The organism is Paraburkholderia oxyphila NBRC 105797 (assembly GCF_000685075.1).
Taxonomy (GTDB): domain Bacteria; phylum Pseudomonadota; class Gammaproteobacteria; order Burkholderiales; family Burkholderiaceae; genus Paraburkholderia; species Paraburkholderia oxyphila.
On the sequence record NZ_BAYD01000041.1, the window covers coordinates 17,116 to 40,575 of the forward strand.

At 66.2% G+C, this 23,460-nt stretch carries 20 protein-coding genes; 12 read left to right on the top strand and 8 right to left on the bottom strand.

Annotated elements, in window-relative coordinates:
* The first annotated feature begins 23 nt into the window (after positions 1-23).
* From BO1_RS23995 to BO1_RS24015, 5 genes are all read left to right on the top strand, one after another.
* A complete protein-coding gene (locus BO1_RS23995) occupies positions 24-773 on the top strand; it encodes a hypothetical protein (RefSeq protein WP_245643888.1) in 750 nt (249 codons plus the stop codon).
* Positions 774-810: 37 nt separating this feature from the next.
* Positions 811-1,416, top strand: a complete 606-nt coding sequence (locus BO1_RS24000; protein WP_245643889.1) for a TetR/AcrR family transcriptional regulator — start codon at positions 811-813, stop codon at positions 1,414-1,416.
* A 59-nt stretch (positions 1,417-1,475) separates the two neighbouring features.
* On the top strand, positions 1,476-2,321 hold the full coding sequence (locus tag BO1_RS24005) for an SDR family NAD(P)-dependent oxidoreductase (RefSeq protein ID WP_028219731.1): 846 nt from the start codon (positions 1,476-1,478) through the stop codon (positions 2,319-2,321).
* 99 nt (positions 2,322-2,420) lie between these two features.
* On the top strand, positions 2,421-3,278 hold the full coding sequence (locus BO1_RS24010) for an SDR family oxidoreductase (protein ID WP_028219732.1): 858 nt from the start codon (positions 2,421-2,423) through the stop codon (positions 3,276-3,278).
* A 4-nt stretch (positions 3,279-3,282) separates the two neighbouring features.
* Positions 3,283-3,957, top strand: coding sequence for an NAD-dependent epimerase/dehydratase family protein (locus BO1_RS24015; protein ID WP_028219733.1), 675 nt, complete (start codon positions 3,283-3,285; stop codon positions 3,955-3,957).
* A gap of 90 nt (positions 3,958-4,047) precedes the next feature.
* Here the strand turns inward: BO1_RS24015 and BO1_RS24020 are convergent, their stop codons facing one another.
* The 4 genes from BO1_RS24020 to BO1_RS24035 all read right to left on the bottom strand — a co-directional run bounded on the left by BO1_RS24020 (position 4,048) and on the right by BO1_RS24035 (position 8,600).
* Positions 4,048-5,211 (bottom strand): porin, encoded by a 1,164-nt coding sequence (locus BO1_RS24020; protein ID WP_028219734.1) that lies wholly within the window; start codon positions 5,209-5,211, stop codon positions 4,048-4,050.
* Between the two features lie 83 nt (positions 5,212-5,294).
* Positions 5,295-6,041 carry an SDR family NAD(P)-dependent oxidoreductase gene (locus BO1_RS24025; protein WP_028219735.1) on the bottom strand — a complete coding sequence of 249 codons (747 nt, stop codon included), beginning with the start codon at positions 6,039-6,041 and terminating at the stop codon, positions 5,295-5,297.
* 74 nt (positions 6,042-6,115) lie between these two features.
* The gene (locus tag BO1_RS24030; protein WP_028219736.1) at positions 6,116-7,354 is read right to left on the bottom strand and encodes a thiolase family protein; all 1,239 of its coding nucleotides are present in this window, start codon (positions 7,352-7,354) and stop codon (positions 6,116-6,118) included.
* 121 nt (positions 7,355-7,475) lie between these two features.
* Positions 7,476-8,600, bottom strand: a complete 1,125-nt coding sequence (locus BO1_RS24035) for a CaiB/BaiF CoA transferase family protein (RefSeq protein ID WP_028219737.1) — start codon at positions 8,598-8,600, stop codon at positions 7,476-7,478.
* Positions 8,601-8,781: 181 nt separating this feature from the next.
* Between BO1_RS24035 and BO1_RS24040 the strand changes: the two genes are divergently transcribed.
* The 3 genes from BO1_RS24040 to BO1_RS24050 are packed head-to-tail and all read left to right on the top strand — an operon-like array spanning position 8,782 to position 12,467.
* On the top strand, positions 8,782-9,570 hold the full coding sequence (locus BO1_RS24040; RefSeq protein WP_028219738.1) for an enoyl-CoA hydratase/isomerase family protein: 789 nt from the start codon (positions 8,782-8,784) through the stop codon (positions 9,568-9,570).
* Positions 9,571-9,592: 22 nt separating this feature from the next.
* The gene (locus BO1_RS24045; RefSeq protein ID WP_028219739.1) at positions 9,593-10,960 is read left to right on the top strand and encodes a DUF1214 domain-containing protein; all 1,368 of its coding nucleotides are present in this window, start codon (positions 9,593-9,595) and stop codon (positions 10,958-10,960) included.
* Between the two features lie 13 nt (positions 10,961-10,973).
* Positions 10,974-12,467 (top strand): DUF1254 domain-containing protein, encoded by a 1,494-nt coding sequence (locus tag BO1_RS24050; protein WP_028219740.1) that lies wholly within the window; start codon positions 10,974-10,976, stop codon positions 12,465-12,467.
* Positions 12,468-12,536: 69 nt separating this feature from the next.
* On the opposite strand, the gene BO1_RS24055 is transcribed toward BO1_RS24050, so the two are convergent.
* Entirely contained in the window at positions 12,537-13,262 is a 726-nt protein-coding gene (locus BO1_RS24055; RefSeq protein WP_028219741.1) for a TetR/AcrR family transcriptional regulator, read from the bottom strand.
* A gap of 306 nt (positions 13,263-13,568) precedes the next feature.
* Between BO1_RS24055 and BO1_RS24060 the strand changes: the two genes are divergently transcribed.
* On the top strand, positions 13,569-14,711 hold the full coding sequence (locus BO1_RS24060) for an acyl-CoA dehydrogenase family protein (protein ID WP_028219742.1): 1,143 nt from the start codon (positions 13,569-13,571) through the stop codon (positions 14,709-14,711).
* Positions 14,712-14,747: 36 nt separating this feature from the next.
* Here the strand turns inward: BO1_RS24060 and BO1_RS24065 are convergent, their stop codons facing one another.
* The 3 genes from BO1_RS24065 to BO1_RS24075 are packed head-to-tail and all read right to left on the bottom strand — an operon-like array spanning position 14,748 to position 18,179.
* On the bottom strand, positions 14,748-15,761 hold the full coding sequence (locus BO1_RS24065; RefSeq protein WP_028219743.1) for an AraC family transcriptional regulator: 1,014 nt from the start codon (positions 15,759-15,761) through the stop codon (positions 14,748-14,750).
* A 33-nt stretch (positions 15,762-15,794) separates the two neighbouring features.
* Positions 15,795-16,457, bottom strand: a complete 663-nt coding sequence (locus tag BO1_RS56490) for a TetR/AcrR family transcriptional regulator (protein WP_052409577.1) — start codon at positions 16,455-16,457, stop codon at positions 15,795-15,797.
* 39 nt (positions 16,458-16,496) lie between these two features.
* Positions 16,497-18,179 (bottom strand): AMP-binding protein, encoded by a 1,683-nt coding sequence (locus tag BO1_RS24075; protein ID WP_028219744.1) that lies wholly within the window; start codon positions 18,177-18,179, stop codon positions 16,497-16,499.
* Between the two features lie 246 nt (positions 18,180-18,425).
* Between BO1_RS24075 and BO1_RS24080 the strand changes: the two genes are divergently transcribed.
* The 3 genes from BO1_RS24080 (at position 18,426) to BO1_RS24090 (ending at position 23,460) form a co-directional block, all read left to right on the top strand.
* A complete protein-coding gene (locus tag BO1_RS24080) occupies positions 18,426-19,631 on the top strand; it encodes an acetyl-CoA C-acetyltransferase (protein ID WP_028219745.1) in 1,206 nt (401 codons plus the stop codon).
* A 23-nt stretch (positions 19,632-19,654) separates the two neighbouring features.
* Positions 19,655-21,760 (top strand): 3-hydroxyacyl-CoA dehydrogenase NAD-binding domain-containing protein, encoded by a 2,106-nt coding sequence (locus tag BO1_RS52480; protein WP_043286206.1) that lies wholly within the window; start codon positions 19,655-19,657, stop codon positions 21,758-21,760.
* Between the two features lie 158 nt (positions 21,761-21,918).
* Entirely contained in the window at positions 21,919-23,460 is a 1,542-nt protein-coding gene (locus BO1_RS24090; RefSeq protein ID WP_028219746.1) for a long-chain-fatty-acid--CoA ligase, read from the top strand.

Consider the following 23,460-nt stretch of genomic DNA (forward strand, 5'->3'; position numbering starts at 1 on the left):
CGACCGGCGCAGTGAGGATCGGAGTGCAAGCCATTCTGCGCAAGCTCCAGCTCGCCTCGGGGCTGGTGATGCTGACGTATCTCTTTCTGCATCTGGTCAACCACGCGCTCGGGATCGCGTCGCTGGAGCTTGCGGGACACGCGCTCGTGCTCGCACTGCGGCTGTGGCGCAGCACGCCCGGAACGATCGCGCTGTACGGTGCGGCAGCCCTGCATTTTGCGCTGGCGTTGCACACGCTGTGCGGGCGGCGTCACTGGGCGCTGCCGCCCGCCGAATGGATCCGCCTCTGGGCCGGCCTCAGCCTGCCGATGCTGCTGATCCGCCATGCGGTGTCGACCCGGCTTGCGTCCACGCTCTATGGCTTCGAGCCCGACTACGAGCGCGTGATCGTCGTGCTGCTCACGAGCGGCACGCAGGGTTTGCAGCTGGCGCTGCTGGCACCGGGCTGGATACACGGATGCCTCGGTCTGTGGTTCCGGTTGCGCCACTATGAGTGGGCACGCCGCATGAAGCCGGCACTGCTGGCGTTCATGATTCTGCTGCCGTTGCTGTCGGCTGCGGGCTTTGGCCGGATGATGCGCGCGGTCGAGGCGAAGGGCCTCATGCTTCGACACGTCGATCCCGTGCTCGTGGCCCATCAGGCCGCGCTCGACGCCTGGCGCCGCAATCTCCTCACCCTGTATTTCGCCCTGATTGCCAGCGCGTTGATCCTGGGCCAGTTGCGCAACGGCCTTGAACGTCGAAGGCTGCGAAGAAGCTCACTAAGTTCCTGATCAGCTTAAATTGCACACTTCCAAAAGGCGTGTATAATTGAGCGCGTACTCAGTCAATATTGATGCAGAAACGATGGCACGTCCTTTGAGCCCTGAAAAACGCAACGCCCTGTTAATGTCGGCAACCGAGGCCGTTGCCGAGCAGGGCGTGCTGGCCACCACGGCGAGCATTGCCCGGGGCGCCGGCGTGGCCGAGGGGACCTTGTTCACGTACTTCGAGAGCAAGGAGGTGCTGTTCCAGGAGGTCTACCTGCACCTCAAGCGCAGCCTCGCGGAAACGGTGATGCCCGACTATCCGGATGCAGCGGACTACCAGCAACGCATGGAGCACGTTTTCCAGCGCTATGTAAGCTGGGGGCTCTCGAATGCCGCCGGGCGCTTCGCCATCGCGCGGCTCTCCGCTTCGGGGCAACTGCTGGACGAGACCCGGACACAGGGGATGGAGGCTTTTCTGGCGGTGGCCCAGATGATGGAGTCCGGCGTGCGCGATGGCGTGCTGGTGGATGCGCCGGTCAGCTTTCTGTCATCGGTGATCGAGCATATTGCCGATACCACCATCGAGTACGTGAACAAGCATCCAGAGGATGCAGGACGTCACCGGGAGCTGGGATTTCGCGTCCTGTGGCGGGCGATCACGCAGTAAAAATTTTCGACTTTAATTGAGCGCGTAATCGCTCATTTATTCGCAAGGAGAACAGGATCATGTCCAGTCAAAAGTGGTTCATCACCGGCGCGTCCAGTGGTCTGGGGCTTGCTCTCACCGAAAAGGTGCTCGCGGAAGGGCACCGTGTCGTAGCAGCGGTGCGCCGTGTCGACGCGATGCGGGCCTTGGCGCAGCAATACCCGGCGCTGCTCGAGGTGGAGTCGCTCGATGTGACCGATCGCGAGCAGGTGCAGGCCGTCGCTGCGCGCCACACCGATGTCGACGTGGTCGCCAACAATGCGGGCGGAGCCGTGATCGGCGCGATGGAGGAAATGACCGAAGCCGATATCCAGCAGCAGCTCGCGCTGAATCTGCTCGCGCCCATTCATGTGACGCGTGCGTTCCTGCCGGCATTGCGCGCGAAGCAGGGTGGCACGCTCCTCTATGTCAGTAGCGTCGGCGGGCGTGCGGCGTTCCCGAGCGGTTCCATGTATCACGCCGCGAAGTACGGCCTGGAAGGCTTTGCTGAATCGGTGAGCCAGGAAGTCGCCGAGTTTGGCATCAAGACCATCATCATCGAGCCGGGCTCGATCAAGACGGGCTTTGTGGCCAACATACGCTGGACCCAGGAGCTCGACGCCTACAAGGACGGCATCGTCGGAAAGCTTCGTCGCCAGATTGTGGAGGTGGGTGACGAACAAGCTTCGGGCGACCCTGTGAAAATGGCCGGCGCCATCTATACGGTCAGCCAGATGCCGGCGCCGCCGCTGCGCACCGTGCTTGGCGGCGATGCCTATGCGGTGCTGGACGCGGCTTACTCGCGAAGCCTCACGGCCTTGCAGGCGCAAAAGGCGCTAGCCGAGTCCGTGATGTTCGCGGGTAAGGCGGGATTCAATCCGCAGTGAGCAGGGTGACCGCTGCATCGCAGGCCGACTAGTTTCGGAGTCGTGCGCAGATCTGTCAAAAACGCACCGGGATCGGTGCCTCTCGAAGGTCGAACGATCATGTCCAAAGTTTGGTTGATTACCGGTGCGTCCCGAGGTTTGGGCCGCTCCATCCTCGAAGCGGCGTTGCGGGATGGCGGCAAGGTACTGGCTTGCGCGCGCGACACGTCACGATTCACCGATTTGCATGCGGGCTACGGCGAGCGCCTCGCAACGTTTGAGCTGGATGTCACGAACGAACCGCAGACGAAAGAGGCCGTGTCCGAAGCGGTCCGCCTGTTCGGGCGGCTCGACGTGCTGGTCAACAATGCTGGCTATGGCCATATCGAGCCGTTCGAATACACGAGCGCCGAGGATTTCCGCGCGCAAATCGAGACCAATCTCTTTGGCGTGGTGAACCTCACGCGTGCGGCCATTCCGGCTATGCGAGGACAGGGCGGCGGTCACATTTTTCAGGTCTCGTCGGCGGGCGGCCGCATCAGCACCCCGGGGCTTTCGGCCTATCAGGCGGCAAAATGGGCCGTGGGTGGATTCAGCGACGTCGTGGGCAAGGAAGTCGCGCCCTTCGGAATCCGCATTTGCACGCTGGAGCCCGGCGGCATGCGAACCGGGTGGGGCCATGAGGCTCGCGCGACGCTTCAGAATCTGCCGCAAGACTATCTGGCATCGCTGGGAGACTTCAAGGCGCTCATGGATGCCTACGTCGGTCATGAAGTGGGAGATCCCGAGCGCATTGCCCAGCTCATCGTGGCGCTTGCCTCGAGTACTACGGTTCCCGCGCGCCTTGTGCTGGGCTCGGACGCCTGGCAGGTCGTCGAAGCCGAGGAACAGGCGCGCCGCGAGACGAAGCAGCGCTGGAAATCCGTCACCCTCGCTGCCGATTTCGGCGCGGCATCGCCCGAGTGGCCGTCGGAGTGAGACCATGCGGGTTGTCCTGATCGGTGCGTCCGGCATGGTGGGCCAGGGCGTATTGCGTGCGTGCCTCAAAGCCCGCGATGTCACCGAAATCATTGTGATTGGACGGCGAGCGCCGCCGGGCTATGCGGATCCGCGATTGCGGATCTTCATCGCTCCCGACCTGAATGCCTTCGAGGCCAGCGATGCCGTGTTCGCCAACGTCGACGCATGCTTCTTTTGCGTCGGCGTGACGTCATTCGGCATGTCCGAGGCGGCATATCGCGCGGTGACCTACGACCTCACGCTTCATGTCGCGCAACAACTGCTCGCCCGCAGTCCCGGCATGACGATGGTGTATGTCTCGGGGGCGGGTGCGGACAGCAGCGAGCAGGGTAAGACCATGTGGGCCCGCGTTCGCGGACAAACTGAAAACGCGTTGCAGCGGCTTGGATTCCGGCAGGTGGCCATTTTCCGGCCCTCGGCGATCATTCCAGAGGACGGGATCCAGTCGCGCACCGCCAGTTACCGGTGGCTGTATATCGTGCTCAAGCCGTTGCTGGCATTGGCACGGCGCATCTCGCCCGCGAGTGTCCTGACCACCGGGATTGTCGGCGATGCCATGCTCAATGCCGTGCGTCGCGGCGTGCCGCACGCGATCCTGAAGCCGGCCGATATCTATCGACTGGCGATGGGTCAATGAGCGCACACGAGCCGTGTTCTCCCTCCGCCCCGGACAGGAAGACACGGCTCGTCGACATGCTCCAAAAACTCGCAAGGGCGATTGCCGATCCTAGAACCGGTGAGAGACACCGACCGCCACGAGCGTTTGCGAGGCGCCTGCGGTGTTTGCCGTGTAGCCGGGCCAGGACACCGTGGCCGTGCCGTTGTTCTTGATGTAGCCGGCGCGTGCGTAGAGGCTGGTGCGCTTGGAAATGTTGTGGTCGACGCCGACCTCGAAGCCTACTGAATTGTCGTGCGCGCCACGCACGTTGCGCGTGAGCGCCGCGAGCTCGATCACATCGGCGGAACTGGCCTGGATGGTGGCGCCCAGTTCCATGTAGCTCAGGGAATGCGCGAGCGAATCGAGCGGCAGGCTCACGCGCCCGGGCACGACCGTGACGAGGGAGTTGGCCGCCACGTCGTTGGGGCGCGCATAGTTGTAGTTGAATTGCAGATTGACGATGCCGATGCGGTAGGCCAGGGCTGCGGTGTAATGCTCGGTGCCGACCAGATCGAACGTCGAAGCCGCGAGCGGTGCGGGCGCGAGCTGCAGGGTTTCTTTTCCGCCGTGCTGGTTGATGTAAGCCAGTGCAGCGTAGAGTCCATAGCCCTCATACGAGAGGGCCACGTCGACCACGTTGCCCGTGGTGGTCGGGACCGGTTGCGTGGAGGTCGTGGGAAATCCGTACATGGCGTAGAGCTTCATGCCGTACACCTTGGGCGACTGATAGAAGATCGTATTGCTGAGGCGCCCCGGCGCGTATTGCGTGGCCAGCGTATTGCGGTCCGAGGCGGAAGCGAGATCGAAGGCGGCGAGCGGGGAGAGCACCTCGTCGCCACGGAACGGCTCCGCATAGTAGATGGCCCAGAAGCTCGGCTGATACTGGCGGCCGAAGCTCAAGGTGCCATAGTCGTCGTGGCGCAGGCCGACCCATGCCTGCCGGTAGAACAGCACCGAAGTGTCGGCCATCAGGCCGCCGTTGTTGACGTTGAAACCGCTTTCCAGGTCGAACACGGCCTTGAGCTTGCCGCCCAGGTCCTCGCTGCCCCTGAGCCCGACCATCGACCCGGTCGAGCCGCCGCTGCGCTCGGAAACCGAGCCGGAGCCGCCGTTGTTCATGTACTGCACGAAGGTGTCTACCACGCCATAGAGCGTCACGCTGCTTTGCGCCGCGGCACTGCCGGCCGCGACAGCGAAGGCTGCCCCACAAAGTCCTCGAATCGCGAAATGCATACCTGTCTCCTCTCCTGTTGTGTTTTGTGACGCCATGCACGGTACGTTGGCGCGGCCAGCGCAGCGTTGGCCGCGCGTTGCCCTTAGCGGGTGCCGCAGTCGATTTCCAGCGTTGCGGCGTTGATGTATGCGTTTTCGACGGCATGCTGCACGAGCGCGGCGAACTCCGTGGCTTTGCCCATGCGGCGCGGGAACAGCATCTTGTTGATGACGCCCTCGGAGACCTTGGACGGCATGCTGGCCGACATGCCCGATTCGAACAGGCCCGGCGAAATGGCCAGGACGCGGATGCCGTGCTCGGCGAGGTCGCGGGCCACCGGCAGCGTCATGCCGATCACGCCGGCCTTGCTCGCGCTGTAAGCCGCTTGCCCCATCTGTCCTTGCTTCGCGGAGCCGGATGCCGTGTTGACGATCACGCCGCGCTCGCCCGTGTCCTCCGGCTCGTTGGCCGTCATCGCGAGTGCCGCATGACGCACGACGTTGAAGGTGCCGGTGAGATTGACGGCCAGCACGCGGTTCCACAGGTCGCTGGGGAAGAGCTCGCCCTTGGAGAGCGTCTTGCACGCTCCGAGGATGCCCGCGCAGTTGACCGCCACGTGAAGACGGCCATGCTTGGCGATGACTGCGTCGATGCCGGCCTTCACACTTGCTTCGTTGGAGACGTCCACGGCGATGCCTTCGATGCCGGCGCCCAGCGCGTCGTTCAGCTTGCTCTGCTCGAGGTCGAAGCCGACGACTGTCGCGCACGCCGCCGCCAGCGCTTTGCACGTGGCAAGACCGAGTCCGGAGGCAGCGCCGGTGACGATTGCAACCTTGTTCTGAAGATTCATTTCTTATCCTTACCAATAACAATAAGTCATCCTGATCATGGTGTCCGGCAAGACCCATGACGGGACACAGCGCCTCAGCGGCCGAGGATCGTGATGCAGGCCACGGCCTCTTCCACGCCGTACAGGCCGCCGCCGTTTTCGGCCACGGCGATGCGGGCATGCTCGACCTGGCGTGCGCCAGCTTCGCCGCGCAACTGGGTGACGAGCTCGTGAATCTGCGCGATGCCGGTGGCGCCGACCGGGTGCCCCTTCGATTCGAGGCCGCCCGAGGGATTCACGGGAATGCGCCCGCCAATGGTCGTTTCGCCGCGTTCGGACATGCGGCCGCCATCGCCGAAATCGCACAAGCCGAGGTTCTCGATCTGCACGATCTCGCCCATGGCCGTGGCGTCGTGCACTTCGGCCACAGACACGTCCTGCGGCCCGATACCCGCGATCTCATACGCGCGGCGCGCGGCGCGCACGGTGACGTGCTTGTCGATCTCCGCCGCGTCGCGGTCCGTGCCGGTCTGGATCACGGAGGCGAGCACGCGGATCGCGCGCTTCGGATCGATATTCAGGCGCTTGAGCGCATCGCCGGTGCAGAGGATGGCCGCGGCCGCGCCGTCCGAGACCGGCGAGCACATGGGCACCGTGAACGGATAGGTGATGGGCGGCGCCGCGAGCACTTCGTCGACGGTATAGGCGACGCGGTATTGCGAGAGCGGATTGTGGACCGAGTGCTGATGGTTCTTCGCGGCCACGGCAGCAATCTGGCGCTGGGTGGTGCCGAAGCGCTTCATGTGCGCGCGCGAGATCGCCGCATAAACATCCATGAAGACGCTATAGGGCTTCGGCGAAGTCGTGCCCGGCGGAATCTCCAGGCCTTCGCCGATCTTCAGCAGTTCGGCCTGGATCTGTGCGGCGCGCGAGACGTCGAGCGCGCTGTCGAAGACGGAGAACATGCGCTCGCGGTCTTGCGAGAACATCTTCTCCGCGCCGATCGCGAGCGCGACCTCGCCGGCCCCCGCGAGCAGGTGGTTGACCGCGAGCACGAATGCGCTGCTGCCGCTCGCGCAGGCGTTCTCGATGTTGACGACCGGGATGCCGCCGATGCCCATGTCGCGCAGCGCGATCTCGCCGCGAATCATGTGCTGGCCGTCCATGTGGCCTTGCGAGGCGTTGCCGTAGAACGCGGCGTCGAGCGCGTCCTTGCCGATGCCGGCGTCCTTCAGCGCGGCTGCGGTCGCGCCGCGGGCGAGCGACTTGACGCTCTCTTCGAGCAGGCGGCCGAACGGCGTCATGCCGACGCCGACTACGTAGATGTCTTTCATTGCGGATTCCCTGACAGAGGTTGCCGGTTCATTGCTGCGCAGTATTCGTGCGCTGGGTTTCTGTTCTGGCAGCTAGATTACTCACGAGTAGAAAAACTGTCTAGAAGGATTAATTCGACGTTTACCCCAGGGCCGGGCGTGCGCCGCACGATGCGAGGATCGCGTCGTTGTGCTCGCCCACGGCGGGCACGCCGCTGACCGGGCCGGGGTGGCCGGCGTCGCCAAAAATGAGGGGCTGCGCCACGTACCAGCTCTCGCGGCCGTCGCGCTCGCGCACGCTGCGGAACATGCCGCGTTCGCGAAAGTGCGGGTCCTGCGTGACTTCCTCGAGGCTATTGACCGGCCCCCAGGCCACGCCCGCCTGATCGAGCAGGGCGCCCCATTCGTCGCGCGAGCGCTTCAGGAGGGCTTCGGCGATCAGGGGCTTGAGCTCCGCTTCGCGCGCGCTGCGCTCGGCGTGCCCGAGCGGCGCGAGCGCCGGCAACCCGAGCAGCTCGCAAAGCGGCGCCCAGAACCAGTCCTCGTGCGTCACGGAAAGCGTGAGCAGGCGCGCGTCGGCGCAGCGGAACACCCCGTAGGCGGGTTGCGCGTTGATGTGCGCCATGCCGAGCTGGCCGCCGTTCATGACCGGCGCGAGGAACACGCTCATCCACGAGACGAGGCCGTCCGTCATCGAGACGTCGACATATTTGCCGCGGCCCGTGCGGGTGCGTTCGAGCAGCGCGGCGAGGCACCCGGCAACGGCGAACATCGCGGACGAGAGGTCGCCGATCGCGAGGTCGGGCGAAGCCTCGATCTGCCCCGTCGCCGCCTGGCGGTACAGCAGCCCCGCGATGGCCTGGTATGAAAGATCGTGCGCGGGACGGTCGCGCCAGGGGCCGGTCTGACCGAATCCCGAGATCGACACATAGACCGTGCGCGGGTTGATCTTCGCCACGTCTTCATGGCCGAAGCCGAGGCGCGCCATCGTGCCTGGCCGGAAACCCTCCATCAGCACGTCCGCGGTTTCGATCAGGCGGCGCAGCGTGGCGCGGTCGGCTTCGTCCTTCAGGTCCAGCGCAACCGAGCGCTTGCCGCGGTTGAGCGCGGCATGAAAGTCGGGCAGCTGGCGTGCCGGATCTCCGCCGGACGGACGCTCGACGATGATCACGTCGGCGCCGAGGTCGGCGAGCACGAGCGTGGCAAAGGGGCCGGGGTACTGCTCCGCGAGCGTGACGATGCGAATGCCCTCGAGTGGCAGGCTCATGGTGTCTCCTTCGTGTTTTCCGCGGCCGCAGCAAAGGCGGCGACAGGTATAGGGGGAAATCACATGTTCGCACATTTCTACTCGTGAGTTAATATAAATTCCCGTTGGTAATTCGCCCGTCTGGGCGGTGCATCGATCGATCAAACCGGAACAACCCGCAGCAACACAAGGAGAAGGGAGCATGGAGGAGAGAAGTGTCGTCACGGAGGTGCGAGGCGGAGCGATGTGGATCACGCTGAACCGGCCTGAGGCGATGAACGCCATTTCGCCGGAAGTGGTTCATGGCGTTGGTCGCGCGCTCGATGAAGCGCTCGCGCGCGACGACGCGCGCGTGGTGGTGCTCACAGGTGCGGGGCGCGCATTCTGCGCGGGCGCCGATCTCAAGTTCGTGCGCGGCGAAACCGGTGGCGGCCAGTCGGGCGCCGGACAGTTCCTCGGCAGCCTGCTCGAACTGCTCAACCGGCTCGAACGGTTTCCGCGCCCGGTCATCGCGGCCGTCAACGGCCTGGCGCTCGCGGGCGGGCTCGAGCTCGTGCTGTGCTGCGACCTCGTGCTGGCGGCCAGATCGGCGCGCTTCGGCGACGCCCACGCGAACTATGGGCTCCTGCCCGGCGGCGGCGGCTCGGTGCGCCTGCCGCGCAAGATTGGCGCGGCGCGCGCCAAGTATCTGATGTTCACCGGTGAATTCGTGCCGGCCGCAGCCATGGAGGCGGCCGGGCTCGTCAACGAGCTGGTCGACGACGGCGCGCTCGCGCAGGCGGTCGACGTGCTCGTCGCGAAGATCGCGGCGAAGAGCCCGCTCGGCGTGAGCCGCATGAAGGCGCTGGTGAACGACGGCCTCGAGCAGCCTGTGGAAGTGGCGCTGCGCCAGGAACTGTTGATGACCGCGCTGCACGAGCACAGCGACGATCTGCGCGAGGGCCTCGCGGCGTTCCAGGAAAAGCGCGCGCCGCGCTTCACCGGCCACTGATGGCATAGCGGAGGCAACCATCATGCGTACTCCGATTCGTGCCGTTGTCGCTGCGCTTTGCGCGGCTTCGGCGGCCGTGGCGCTCGACGCCTGCAAGACGTCCACGCCACCGGCTGCCGCCGTTCAGCAGGCCGCTCCCGCCGGGGAGGCAGCCGCACTGCGCGTGTCCGACCAGGACATCAGCGACGCCTGGATCTATCTGATGGGCCGCCTGCTCGTGCTGCGCCAGCAGCGGCTCGATTTCGAGCGCAACGGCTTTCAGTGGAACCAGCTGGTTCACCGCACGCCCGGCGGTGTCGAGTGGGCCAATCCGAATCTCGATGTGGTCTACTCGGAAGCGTGGATCGCCGTCGACGAGCACAGCTGCGTCCTGCTCGATATTCCGCGCATCGAGGGCCGCTATTACACCTGGCAGATGCTGGACGGCTGGGGCGAGACGATCCTCAACATCAACGAGCGCACGTTTGCCGGGCATCCCCATGGCCGCTATGCGCTGTGCCTGAAAGGCAGCCAGGTGAGCATTCCCGCCGATGCGCTGCGCGTGGACTTGCCGGTGCGCACGGCGCGCGCGCTATTGCGTGTGGAGCTGGGCGATTCCGCCGCGCAGGCGGAACACCTGCAGCACGCGTTCCGCTTGACACCGCTTGGCGAACCGAAGATCCCGGCACCGATTCAGGTGCCGCTGTTCGCGAACACAGCGCTGCCGCGCGCGCAGGCCTTCGATTTCGCGGACGCGATCCTCGCGGGCCAGCCCGACCTCAACCCGGGCATGGACGCCGTGCGCACCAAGGTCGGGGAGGTCGCCGAACTGGTGCGCTCGGGCGCGGCCGGGAGGCAGCGTGTCGACGACGTGGTGGCGAAGCTGGCGCTGCCCGCGCTCGCGGGCCGCCTCCGCGCGCCGGGTCCCCGTGCCAACGGCTGGGCCCACCCGACGGTGATAGGCACCTACGGCGGCGACTATCTTCAGCGCACGGCAGTCGATTTCGCCGGCATCTGGGCCAACACGCCAGCTGAGGTCACGTATTTCGCCATGCCGCATCTGGATGGCGGCGCGACTTACACGCAGACCTTCGCAAAAGATGCACTGCCGCAGGCGCAGGCGCGCTACTTCTGGTCCGTCATGGCGGTCGATGCGACGCACTACCGGGTCATGCACAATCCGCTCGATCGCTACACGCTGAACCGGCAGTCGAAGATTCGGCCCAACGCGGATGGCTCGGTCACGCTCGCCTATGGCCCGCGCAAGCCGGATGGCGTTCCCGAGTCGAACTGGCTGCCCACGCCGTCAGGCGAGCAGTACAACCTGACGTTCCGCCTCTACGGGCAAATCTCCCGTGCGTCGGAGGCGCCGTACTATCCGCCGCCGCTCGTGAAGCTCGAAAATCAATAAGGGGTACGAATAGATGAAGAAGGAACTGCTGATCGGACCCATCGCGAGCGCGTTGATCGCGTGTGCAGCGAGCTTCGCGCCATCCGCGCAGGCGGCGGACATGCCCGCTGCTGTGCCGGCGGCTGCGGCCGGCGAGGGCGGCGCGTTCGCGCCGGGTACGCGCATCACCGAGGCCTACGCCCGCATGGTGGCGCGCAACGCGTACTTCTGGGCCTGGCCCATGGTCAATACCTGGAACCGGCGTCTCGCCTTCGAGCGCGTGCCGGAGCCGGGCCTTGCCGGCGGTGCGATGCCGGTTGCCCCGCTTAACCGGCTGGCGATGCTGACCGACTATGTCGATCCGGCCGAGCGGCTCGTCGCCTGTCCCAATCAGGACGTCGTGTATGGCGCCGGCATCGCTGCGCTCGACAAGAGCCCCGTCGTGATCCAGGTGCCCGATTTCGGCAAGCGTTTCTGGGTCTATCAGGTCGTCGACCTGCGCACGGACAGCGTGGCGAATCTCGGCGCGATGTACGGCACGAAGCCGGGCTTCTATCTGCTCGCCGGGCCCGACTGGCATGGCGAAGTGCCGAAGGGCATCGCCGGCGTGTTTCGCTCCACGACGCAGACCGCCTTCGTGATTCCACGCGTGTTCCAGGACGACACGCCCGCGGATCACGCCGCCATTCAGGCGTCGCTTGGCAGCATCGACATGTATCCGCTCGCGATGTACGACGGCACGATGAAAACACACGACTGGCGCCAGTTACGCGCCTTCCCGTTGCCCGCGCATGCCGGGGGCGGGCATGGCGAAACGCGTCTCGTGTATCCCGAGCGCTTTTTCGACGAGCTGCCCGCGGTGCTCAAGGATGCACCGCCGAGGCCCGGCGAAGCGGCGCGCTATGCGGAGGTGCTTTCGGTGATCGCCGCCGCGCGCAGCAATCCGGCCTTGAAGGAGGCCATGATCGACGAGGCGAAGCGGACCGAAGAGGAGATGATCGACCCGCTGCTGCAGTTCCGGAACTACGGCATTGCGCTGGCCGGCAACTGGAGCACGCAGACCAATGGCGCGCAGTTTGGCGACGATTACTTCACGCGCACGGCCGTAGCGAAGTCGAATATTTTCGTCAACAAGCCGGCGGAAACGCGCTACTTCTACCTCGATCTCGACGCGGCCGGCGCGCGGCTCGATGGGGCGAAGCGCTACAGGGTCACGTTTGCCAACGGCGCGTTGCCGCCGGTGCGCGGCTTCTGGTCGTTGACGCTTTACGACCCGTACCACTTCTTCGCGCCCAATCCGATCGGGCGCTATTCGGTCGGCACGCGCAATCTGGAGTTGAAGCCGAATCCCGACGGCTCGCTCACGGTCTACATTCAAGCCGATGAGCCAACCGACCCGCAGCAGCGCGCCAACTGGCTGCCGGCGCCTCGCAGCGGCGCATTTTCGCTGATGCTGCGCGCGTACTGGCCCGACGAGGCCGTCGCCTCGGGCGCGTGGACGCCGCCGCCGGCCATCGCCATGCAGTGAGCGGCGCGCTCGCGCGACGACGGGGCGCCGCCGCAAAGGGGTGCCCCCATCACGAGCACGGCTAGAGACCTATGAAGCCGCTTCGGAGCGTCTGGGCGACGTGGCGGCTGTCGAGCGGGTGGGGGGCGCGGGAGACTGTGCCTGAGCCGCAATGCCGTGCGACATGAACTGGACTAGCGTCTCGGCGAGGGCTTCGGGGCTATATTCGCCTTCGCTGTCGAACCATTGCGGAATCCAGTTGATGGCGCCCATCAGCCACGCGATGGCCAGCTTCGGCTCGCACGGCGCGATCGAGCCGTCGTCGATGCCTTCCTGCACGACTTCGCGCATGCGCTTGTCAAATGCGCGGCGCCGCTTGCGGATGATCTCCTGATGCTCGGGCAGCATGTCGTCGAGCGGCGACATGAAAGGGCTCATCACGGTGTCGTCCGTGACGAGCTGGATGAACCGGCTGACGATTCTCGCCACTTTGTCGAGCCCGTTCTTGCCCTTGTTCGCTTCCGCGAGCGCCATGTCGCCCAGGTCGTGGGTGACGCACTGGGTCTCGTAGAGCAGTTCGCGCTTGCCCTTGACGTAGTAATAGAGCGCGGCCTTCGTGACGTTCAGCCGCTCGGCCACGTCGTCCAGCGAGACGTTGTGATACCCCTTTTCCTTGAAGGCGCGGCTCGCCTCGCGAATCAGCGCCGCCTTCTTGAGCTTCTGGAGATCTTCACGCGAGGGCAGCGCATTCTTCCACCGCGCCGTCGATTCTTTCGGCTTGCGGGCGGCGCGGGGCTTCGACTCGGTCGCTTTCATGGTTAATGAGGTTGAAATGGAGTCAGGCGATCTTACCACGCAGTCGACTGCATGACGGCCAGTGGAACTGATGCCGATTCACGTGGGGTTCCTGCCATGCGCCTCCCGGCTCGACCGGCGGACCTGTAAAAACAGGGCAGGCAACGGCTGGGGAGTCACCCCCATTGACAGATTAACCCATCAGAATCAAAATTTACTCAAGAGTAGAATTGTGAGAGCGGAGCACGCGATGCGCGCTTTGCGATCATGATTCGGAACGGCTAGGCGCCATAAACAATCGAAGCAACCTGGAGCACGGAGACCGAGATGGCAGACGCATCCACCGCATTTCTGACTGAGCAGCAAATCCTGATTCGCGACTCGGCACGGCGCGTTGCCGCCGAGGTCGTCGCGCCCACGGCAGCCGAACGTGACCGCACGTCGGCGTGGCCGCATGCGGAGCTTGCGGCGCTCGCCGATCTCGGTTTCCTGGGCATGCTCGTGCCCGAGGAATACGGCGGTTCCGGCGCGAGCGTGGTCGACTTTTGCCTCGCCCAGTACGAGTTCGCCGCGGCGGACGCGGGGCTCGCGACCATTCTGCACGTGCACAACTTCACGGCGCTGTGCATCGCGACGCACGGCAGCGAAGAACAAAAACGCCGCTATCTGCCGGCCATGGCGCGCGGGGAGTCGATCGGCGCGTTCCTGCTGACCGAGCCGCAGGCGGGGTCGGATACCGCCGCGCTGCGCGCCACGGCGCGCCGCGATGGCGATCACTACGTGCTCGACGGCACGAAGCAGTTCATTTCGAATGGCAGCGAGGCCGGTGTCGGGCTCGCCTTCGTCGTCACCGACAAGGCCGGCGGCAAGCGCGGGACGAGCATGATCATCGTCGATCCGAAGCAGCCGGGTTACGCGGTCACGCGCATCGAGACCAAGCTCGGCCAGCACACCGCGCATACCGCGCAGATCGCGCTGGAAGGCTATCGCGCGCCGGCCGAAAACCTGCTCGCGCGCGAAGGCGATGGCTATCGCATCGTCATGGGCGGCTTGTCCGATGGGCGTATCGGCATCGCGTTCATCGCAGCGGGCGTCGCGCGCGCGGCACTGGACGCGGCAGTGGCCTATTCGAAGGACCGCGAAGCCTACGGCAAGCCGATCGCAGAACTGCAGGCCGTGAGCTTCGATCTCGCCGATATGGCCGCGCAGGTCGAAATCGCCTACCAGTACGCGCTGCACGCAGCGCGCCTGTGCGAGCAGGGTATCGAGTGTGCGAAGGAAGCGTCGATCGCGAAGCTCTACGCCAGCGAGATCGCCGAGAAGGTGTGCTCGGACGCGATCCAGATCCACGGCGGCTATGGCTATCTGACCGATTTCCCCGTCGAGCGCTATGCGCGCGACGCGCGCGTCTGCAAGATCTACGAAGGCACGAGCCACATCCAGAAGCTGATCATCGCGCGCAGCCTCTGACGAGAAACGCCCGGCGCGCTTTCACCGGCGCGCCGCTCAGCGCTGCCGGTAGGAGCCCGCGGGACTGCCGGTCCAGGACTTGAAGGCGCGCTGAAACGCGGCGCTGTCCGCAAAGCCGAGTTCGGCGGCCAGCGTCGCGACGGGCACGGCGCTCGTGGTGAGCCGCATGATCGCGAGATCGCGCCGCAGCCGGTCCTTCAGCGCCTGATACGACGTGCCCTCCGCCGCGAGGTGGCGCTGCATCGTGCTGGCGGAGACGTGCAGGCGCTTCGCGATGGTCTCCAGGTCGGGCCATGCCGGGCTCGTGAGCTGCAACTGCTCGCGCACGCGCGCGCTGAACGCATGCTCGCCCGGCTTCGGAACGATCAGCCTGGGGATGACGTCGCGCCAGGCGGCTCGAAACGCCTGCTCGTCGCGACGCACCGGAGCCGCGAGCAAGTCCGCGTCGAACCAGACCGCCGAGTGCGCTTGCGCGAATTGCAGCGGGGCGGGAAAGATCGGCGCATAGATCGCTGCGTAGGCGGGCTGATCGAAACTGAAATCGAACCGCCGTGGCGGCAGCCGGCCGCCATGCAGCCATGCGAGAAACTGCCAGAACGTGCGCAACAGGAATTCGTGCAGGAAGTTCTGGGCGGCGGCCTGCGGCTCGTGAAACTCGAGCGCGAGACCGCTCAGGCCACCCTGGTCCACGCAATCCATGCGGACGTCGTCCTGCAGCAGCGAAAACGTACGCGCGGCGCGCCGCAGCGCTGTGGCGAGTGACGGCGCACCCAGCGCGGAACGCGCGACGAGCGCGAAGCTGCCGCGTCGGAGCCGCCGCGAGAACAGGCCGAGGCCCTCGTCGTCGCGCCGCTCGATCAAGAGGCTCAGGAGCGCCGCGTATTGCTCGGCCGTGACCCGCGCGCCGGCTTCGTCGAGCAGGGCGGGATCGATGCGGGCGTCGGCGAGCGCGGCCTCGATCCACTCGGGCGTTTCGGCGCCACGGCTGCGCAGGCCGCAGAGCAAGCCCTGCACCGACACGATGGAAAGCGTAACGGGCGCGCGCGACATGGCGTGTGGGGTCCGGTGTTCTGCCAGCCGGCGCTACGCGGCCGTATCGTCAATGGCCGGGCCGCCGGTGGCGAGCCACTGGAACGAGGCCAGCGCAGTCTGGTCCAGGACCGCCGAAGCCGCGCGCGACGCGCCCTGACTGCCGACATTGCGCATCACGAGCCCCTGTAGCTGCGCGACGATCAGGGCCGCGCGCGCGTCACGCTCCGCATCCGAAATAGCCGGGGCGATGCCCCGGATCAGCTCCGCGATCGTTTTTCGCTCGCGCCGCTGAAGCTTCTGCATGGTCCGCGCGGCCACGGGGTCGGTGAGCGCGGCCGACGCGAGATGGACCAGAATCCGTGCCGTCGCGGGGTCTCTTGCCAGCTTGACGAACATTTTCATCGCGGCAAGGAAGCGTTCGAGCTGCGACGCCTCGGGCATGGCCGCGATGACCTCGTCGATGGCGGCCTGATAGCGGTCCATCAGGAACAGCCACATCGCCTCCAGCAAGTGGTCCTTGCTGGGGTAGTAGTGCTGCAGCGTGCTCAGGCCGATACCGACACTTGCGGCCACGCTGCGGACCGAGAAGCCCGCGTGGCCGTCGCGTATGAAAATCGCCTGCGCCGCTGCGAGAATTTCGTTGGCTCGCGCATGACCCCGCTGCGTAGTGGGCGAGGTCTTGCCGCGCAAAGGTTGCTGGCCGGTGAGATTCATGCTGCGTGGGTAAACGAGTGAGGAAAGCCGCCGATCTTACTACGTGTTCCAGACCACGGAGCGGCCCTGGCTTACCCAGTGCCCGAAGCGCGGCGAGAGCAGCTCTTCGATCCGGCTGCGCTTGATCTTCATCGTGGGCGTGAGCGTGCCGTCCTCGACCGACCAGGGCGTTGCGCAGATCACGAGGCACTGGAGCTTTTCGTGCGGATCGAGACCGGCGTTCACCTGTTCCAGATGGGCGGCGAGTGAGCGCTCCAGCGCCTCGCGCCCGCCGGGGCCGCGTGACTCGCCGAGCGCCGTTTCGTTGAGTATGACGAGTGCGAGCGGCTGATGCAGGTGGGCGCCCGCCACGAGACAGTTCTCCAGCGCAGGGTGCGCCATCAGCTGATTCTCGATCGGTGCGGGCGCAACGTACTTGCCCTTGCTCGTCTTGAAGTTGTCCTTCACCCGCCCGACGATCTTCAGGTTGCCGTGCGCGTCCAGCTCGCCCTTGTCGCCGGTGCGGAACCAGCCGTCGGCGGTGTAGGCCGCGTGCGTGAGCTCGGGGTCCTCGAAATAGCCGAGCATGAGCGAAGGGCCGCGCATCTGCACCTCACGGGTGTCCGGATCGAGACGCACATCCAGTTCGGGATAGGGCTTGCCGACCGTGCCCGGATAGAACTCGCCGGGCAGCGTCGAATGCGAGGCGGCGGCGTTCTCGGACATGCCATACCCCTCGGTGATCAGCAGGCCGAGGCGAGCGTACCAGCGCAGCAATTCCGGCGCAATGGGCGCGGTGCCGGAGATCGCGAAGCGCACTTCGGCGAGTCCGAGACCCTGGAGGAGTTCCTGCCTGAGCTTCTCGCCGGCGCCCGGCATGTCCAGCATGCGCTCGAGTTGCTCCGGCGGGATTTTCGCGCTTACGCCCTCGTGGAATTTCGACCAAAGGCGTGGCACGGAGACGAAGATGGTGGGACGCGCCCGGCGCAGGTCCGCGGCAAAGGTGGCGAGCGTGTCGCTGAAGTAGATGCGCATGCCGCCCACCAGCGAGCCGAGCTCCACGAGCACGCGCTCGGCGAGGTGAGCCAGCGGAAGATAGGAGAGCATACGGTCTTCTTCGCCATAGCGGATGCGCGTCGCGATCATGGTCACGGCGGCCGTGAGCGTGCCGAAACTGTGCATCACGCCCTTGGCCATGCCGGTCGTGCCCGAGGTGTACACGAGCGTTGCGAGGTCGCCGGCTGCGCGCCCGGGCTCCCCCTCGAGAGGCGCCGTGCTGGCGACGATCGCGTCCCATTGCAATGCGTCTATCGCGGGCGCGAGTGGCAGGGCGATGCATGGCAGGTTGGGCTGCGCGAGCACGGGCGCGAAGCGGGCCCAGTCGTCGTCGAGGCGGCCGACGAAGCAGGCCACGGCGCGCGAATGCGCGAGGATCTGGCTCGCGCTTTCGGCGGTGTTGGCGGGGAACAGGGGCACGGCGACGTGGCCGGCCATCCAGATGGCCAGATCCGCGATGATCCAGTGTGCGCTGTTCTTGCCCAGAATCGCAATGCGCGAACCGGCCGGCCAGTCTTGCTGCTTCAGCCAGGCCGCCATGCGACGCGCCTGCGACGCAGCTTCGCCCCACGTGTAGTCGATCACCTCGTTGCCGCAGGGCTGGGTCAGCCAGACGGCGTCCGCACGCGTGCGCTCCCAGTAGTAGAGCCGCTGCAGCGGCAGGGTGTCGGCGGACGGTGCGCTCATTCCTGTCTCCTGATGGGGCCGCATCTCTCGAGGCCTCGTTGTCAGCATGATTGCCAGCAATCCAGATGATCCGGATTCCACTATTTTTTCCATAATAAGTCGGGTGACCGGTTTTCGCAACGCTTGCCCGGACGCCCGATCTCCCTGGTTGACATATCGCCTTGCTCGTGTAGCATTCGCGTAACCGGTCATGTGACCCATTGGAAAAATGCCCCGGCAAAACCGGAGCCATTCAAGGAGACGAAGATGAGCGAAGCGCTGATATTCGACGCGCTCAGAACGCCGCGCGGCAAAGGCCGGGCGGACGGTGCGCTATACGAGGTCAAGCCCATCAGCCTGTTGTCGGGCGTGCTGCGCGAACTGCAGCGGCGTCACGATCTCGATACGGGCGAGGTCGACGACGTGGTGATGGGCATCGTGGCGCCCGTGGGCGAGCAGGGCGGCAATCTCGCGAAGATTGCGGCGCTCAACGCGGGCTGGGACTGGAACGCCTCGGGCGTGCAGCTCAACCGCTATTGCGCGTCGGGCCTGGAGGCCGTCAATCTCGCCGCGCAGAAGGTGCGCTCCGGATGGGAGGATCTCGTGGTGGCGGGGGGCGTCGAGTCGATGTCGCGCATTCCCATGGGGTCGGACGGCGGCGCGTGGGCCCAGGACCCGCAGACGGCGATGGACCTCGGCTTCGTGCCGCAGGGCATCGGCGCCGATCTGCAGGCGATGCTCGACGGGTACACGCGCGAGGACCTCGACGCCTATGCGCTCGCCTCGCAGCAGCGCGCCGCCGCGGCCCGCGAGGGCGGCCGCTTTGCCCGCTCGCTCGTGCCCGTGCGCGACGCGAGCGGCATGGTCATCCTCGATCACGATGAACTGATCCGTCCCAATTCGACGATGGAAGGGCTCGCGGCGCTCAAGCCCGCGTTCGATGCGCCCGGCAAGATGGGCTTCGACGCGCGGGCGATCCGCTACTACCCGCAGGTCCAGCGCATCGAGCACGTGCATACGTCGGGCAACTCGTCGGGCATCGTCGACGGCGCGGCGGCGCTCCTGATCGGCAGCGAAAAGAAGGGGCGCGATCTGGGCCTCACGCCGCGCGCACGCGTCGTCGCGACGGCTGTGACCGGCTCCGAGCCCGTGATCATGTTGACGGGGCCCGCACCGGCCGCGCACAAGGTGCTGGCCAAGGCCGGCATGACAGTCGACCAGATCGATCTGTTCGAAGTCAACGAGGCGTTTGCGTCGGTGCCGCTGCGCTTCATGCGTCTCATGGACGTGCCGCACGAGAAGGTCAACGTCAACGGCGGCGCCATCGCGCTCGGCCACCCGCTCGGCGCCACCGGCGCGATGCTGCTCGGCACGCTGCTCGACGAGCTGGAGGCCCGCAACCTCCGCTACGGCCTCGTCACGCTGTGCGCCGCGGCGGGCATCGGCATCGCCACCATCATCGAGCGCCTTTGAGCGCGCCCCTTACGAGATTCGTCATGAAGACCATTCGCTACGAAACCGGCGCCGACCAGATCGTCACGCTCACGTTCGACGACCCCGACGCCCCCGTCAATACGCTCAGCGAGCAGTGGCAGCGCGATTTTGCCGAGGCGGTGGAGCGCCTCGTCGCCGCGAAGGAGACGATCCGCGGCGTGATCCTCGCATCGGCCAAGTCGACCTTTGTTGCCGGCGCCGACCTGAAGGCCGTTCAGGAGTACAAAGCAAAGGACATGCCCTCCGTATTCGCGCGCATCGAAGTCGCGAAGCAAAACTTCCGGCGTCTCGAGACGCTTGGCAAGCCTGTCGTGGCGTGCCTGGCGGGCAGCGCCGTGGGCGGCGGCCTCGAGATTGCGCTGTGCGCCCACTATCGCGTGGCCGTGGATAGTCCCAAGATCCAGATTGGCTTGCCGGAGGCGACGCTCGGCCTGCTGCCGGCGGGCGGCGGCGTGACCAAGATGGTGCGCCTGCTCGGCCTCACAGAGGCTTTGCCCTGGCTGCTCGAAGGCAGGAACATGACGGCCGCCGAAGCCGCGCGCATCGGTCTCGTGCCGCGCCTTGTCGACACGCCGGACGCGCTGCGCGAGGCCGCGGTTGAATGGATCGACGCCAATCCCGTGGCGTCGCAGCCCTGGGACGTCAAGGGCTATCGCATGCCGGGCGGCACGCCCTCCACGCCGAAGATCGCGGGGGCGCTGGCCGTCATGTCCGCCGCGCTGGAGCAGAAAACGCGCGGCCTGATGCCGGGGCCGGCGGCCATTCTGGCGTGCGCGGTCGAGGGCGCGCAGGTGGACTTCGACACGGCCATGCGGCTCGAATCGCGCGCCATCGTGAAGCTGTTCGTCGATCCCGTGGCGCAGAACCTCGTCAACTTCTTTTTCGACCGCACGCGCATCAAGGCGGGTGCCTCCCGTCCGGCGGGCGTGGCGCCGCAAGCCGTGGGGAAGGTGGGCATTCTCGGCGCCGGCATGATGGGCGCGGGCATTGCCTGTGTGAGCGCCATGCGCGGCATGGACTGCGTCCTGAAGGACGTGACGCCCGAGCGGGCGGAGCACGGCAAGGCCTACACGCGCAAGGTCACCGACGCGCGCGTTGCAAAAGGCCGCATGACGGCCGAGCAGCAGGCCCAGGTGCTGGCGCGCATCCACGCCTCAGCCGATGCGCAAGATCTGCAGGGTTGCGATCTCATCATCGAAGCAGTATTCGAAAACCGCGAGCTGAAGGCTCAGGTAACGCGCGAGGCCGAGCCGATGCTGGCCGCGGACGGCGTGTTCGCGTCCAACACGTCGACCTTGCCGATCACGGGACTGGCCGCCGCATCGGCGCATCCCGAGCGCTTCATCGGGCTGCATTTCATCTCGCCCGTCGACAAGATTCCGCTCGTCGAGATCATCGTGGGCGAGCAGACGAGCGACGCCACGCTCGCACGCGCCTATGACTACGTGCTGCAGATCGGCAAGTTGCCGATCGTGGTCAACGATTCGCGCGGCTTCTATACCAGCCGGACCTTCGGCAGCTTCGTCAAGGAAGGCGTAGGCATGCTGATGGAAGGCATTCCTGCGGAAGTCATCGAAAATGCGGCGCTCTCGGCCGGCATGCCGGTCGGGCCGCTCACGGTGCTGGACGAAACTTCGCTTTCGCTGGCGCTTTCCATCACCGAACAGACCATCGCGGACTTGAGGGCGGAGGGCAGGCCGTACCTGAAGGAGCCCGGCGACCTCGTCATCGAGAAGATGGTGAAGGAGCTCGGGCGCCAGGGGCGCGCAGGCGGAGGCGGCTTTTACGACTACCCGGAGGGGGAGAGGAAGCGCCTGTGGCCGGGGCTGAAGCAGCATTTCGGCAGGGCAGGCGTGCAGTGGGACATCGCCGAATTGCGCGACCGGCTGCTGTTCCGGCAATCGCTGGAGACCTTGCGGGCGATGAAGGAGGGCGTGTTGCGCACGACGCACGACGCCAACGTGGGCTCGGTCACCGCGATCGGCTTTCCGGCGTGGACGGGCGGCACCTGGCGCTTTATCGAGTCGCAGGGCATGGAGCGGTTCATCGCGCGCTGCAACGAGCTGGCCGGCCGGTACGGCGAGCGTTTTGCGCCGCCGCAGGCGTAGCGTAACGAGGCCGCTCGAGGCGGGCGGCCATCCTCCTGCTCTCTGGCTGGGGCGGCACACAAGCGCTTTGCCGTCTTTTGCAATGTATTCGATGGATTGCGCAATCGCCGGACGGCGCGGCGGTCCCTAACATACATGCACAAAGACAGGAGACATCCATGTATCAAACCCAGGCGCTGCATCGCGCGCGGCAACAGTACGGCAATCGTGTGGCCGTCCGTTTCGCGGGGCGCGAATGCACCTTCGGCGAACTCGCGGAGCGCGTCGCGCGGCTCGCCGGCGCGCTGCAGCAGCTGGGCATGGAGGAAGGCGACCGCATCGCGATGCTTTCGCTGAATTCGGATCGCTATCTCGAGTTCCAGATGGCCGTGCCGTGGGGCGGCGGCGTGCTCAATCCCTGCAACATCCGCTGGTCCGCGGCAGAGTTGCTCTACGCGCTCGACGACTCGGGCTCGACCATGCTGCTCGTGGACGACGCGTTCGCCGAGCTTGGCGCGCAACTGCGCCGCGACGCGCAAACCGTGCGCGAGCTGATCTATTGCGGCGACGGTGCGGTGCCGGACGGCATGCGCTCCTATGAGGCGCTGGTCGCCGCAGCCGCGCCCGTAGCCGACCAGTACCGGCGCGGCGAGGATCTGGCCGGCATCTTCTATACCGGCGGCACGACGGGTTTCCCGAAGGGCGTGATGCTGAGCCACACCAACCTTGGCGTGGCCGCGCTCACCGCGTGCGCAACGGGCCTCGCGCGGCCCGGCGCGGTCTATCTGCATGCGGCGCCGATGTTCCATATCGCCGACATCGGGCTTGCCGGGCCGCATTGGGTCGAAGGCAATGCGCATGTGATCCTTCCCTCGTTCGAGCCGGGCGCCGTGCTCGAGGCGATTGCGCGCTACGGCGTCACCCACACGGTGCTCGTGCCGACCATGATTCAGCGCCTCGTCGAGCATATCGAGCAAATGCCCCACTATGACGTGTCGACGCTCGAAGCGGTGGCGTACGGCGCCGCGCCGGTCACCTCGGCGCTGCTCGCGCGGGCGCAGGCCGCGTTTCCCGGCACGCGGTTCGTGCAGATCTACGGCATGACGGAGGCCGGTCCGGTGTCGATCGAAACCGGCGGCGCAGCCGGCCTCGCGCCAGAGGGCGCGGCCGGGCGGCCCTGCTACTGCGTCGAAGTGAAGATCGTCGACGCGAGAGGCGAGGAAGTGCCGCGCAACACGCCGGGCGAAGTGGCGCTGTGCGGGCCGAACGTGATGCAGGGCTACTGGAACAAGCCGGAGCAGACGGCGGCCGTGCTGCGCGACGGCTGGTATTTCACGGGCGACGGCGCGTACATGGACGACGACGGCTTTCTCCACGTGATCGATCGCCTCAAGGACATGATCATCACGGGCGGCGAGAACGTCTATTCCGCCGAAGTGGAAAACGCCATCGCGTCGCATCCGGCGGTTGCCGCAGCGGCCGTGATCGCCGTGCCCGACGCGCGCTGGGGGGAGGCCGTGCATGCGGTCGTCGTGGCCGCGCAGGGTGCCAGCGTGAGCGCCGACGACATCATCGCCCATTGCAAGGCACGCATAGCGGGCTACAAGTGCCCGCGCAGCGTCGAGTTCGTCGACGCGCTGCCTGTCTCGGGCGCCGGCAAGGTGCTCAAGGTCAGGCTGCGCGAGCGTCACTGGAAAGATCGTTCGCGCAGCGTGGCGTGA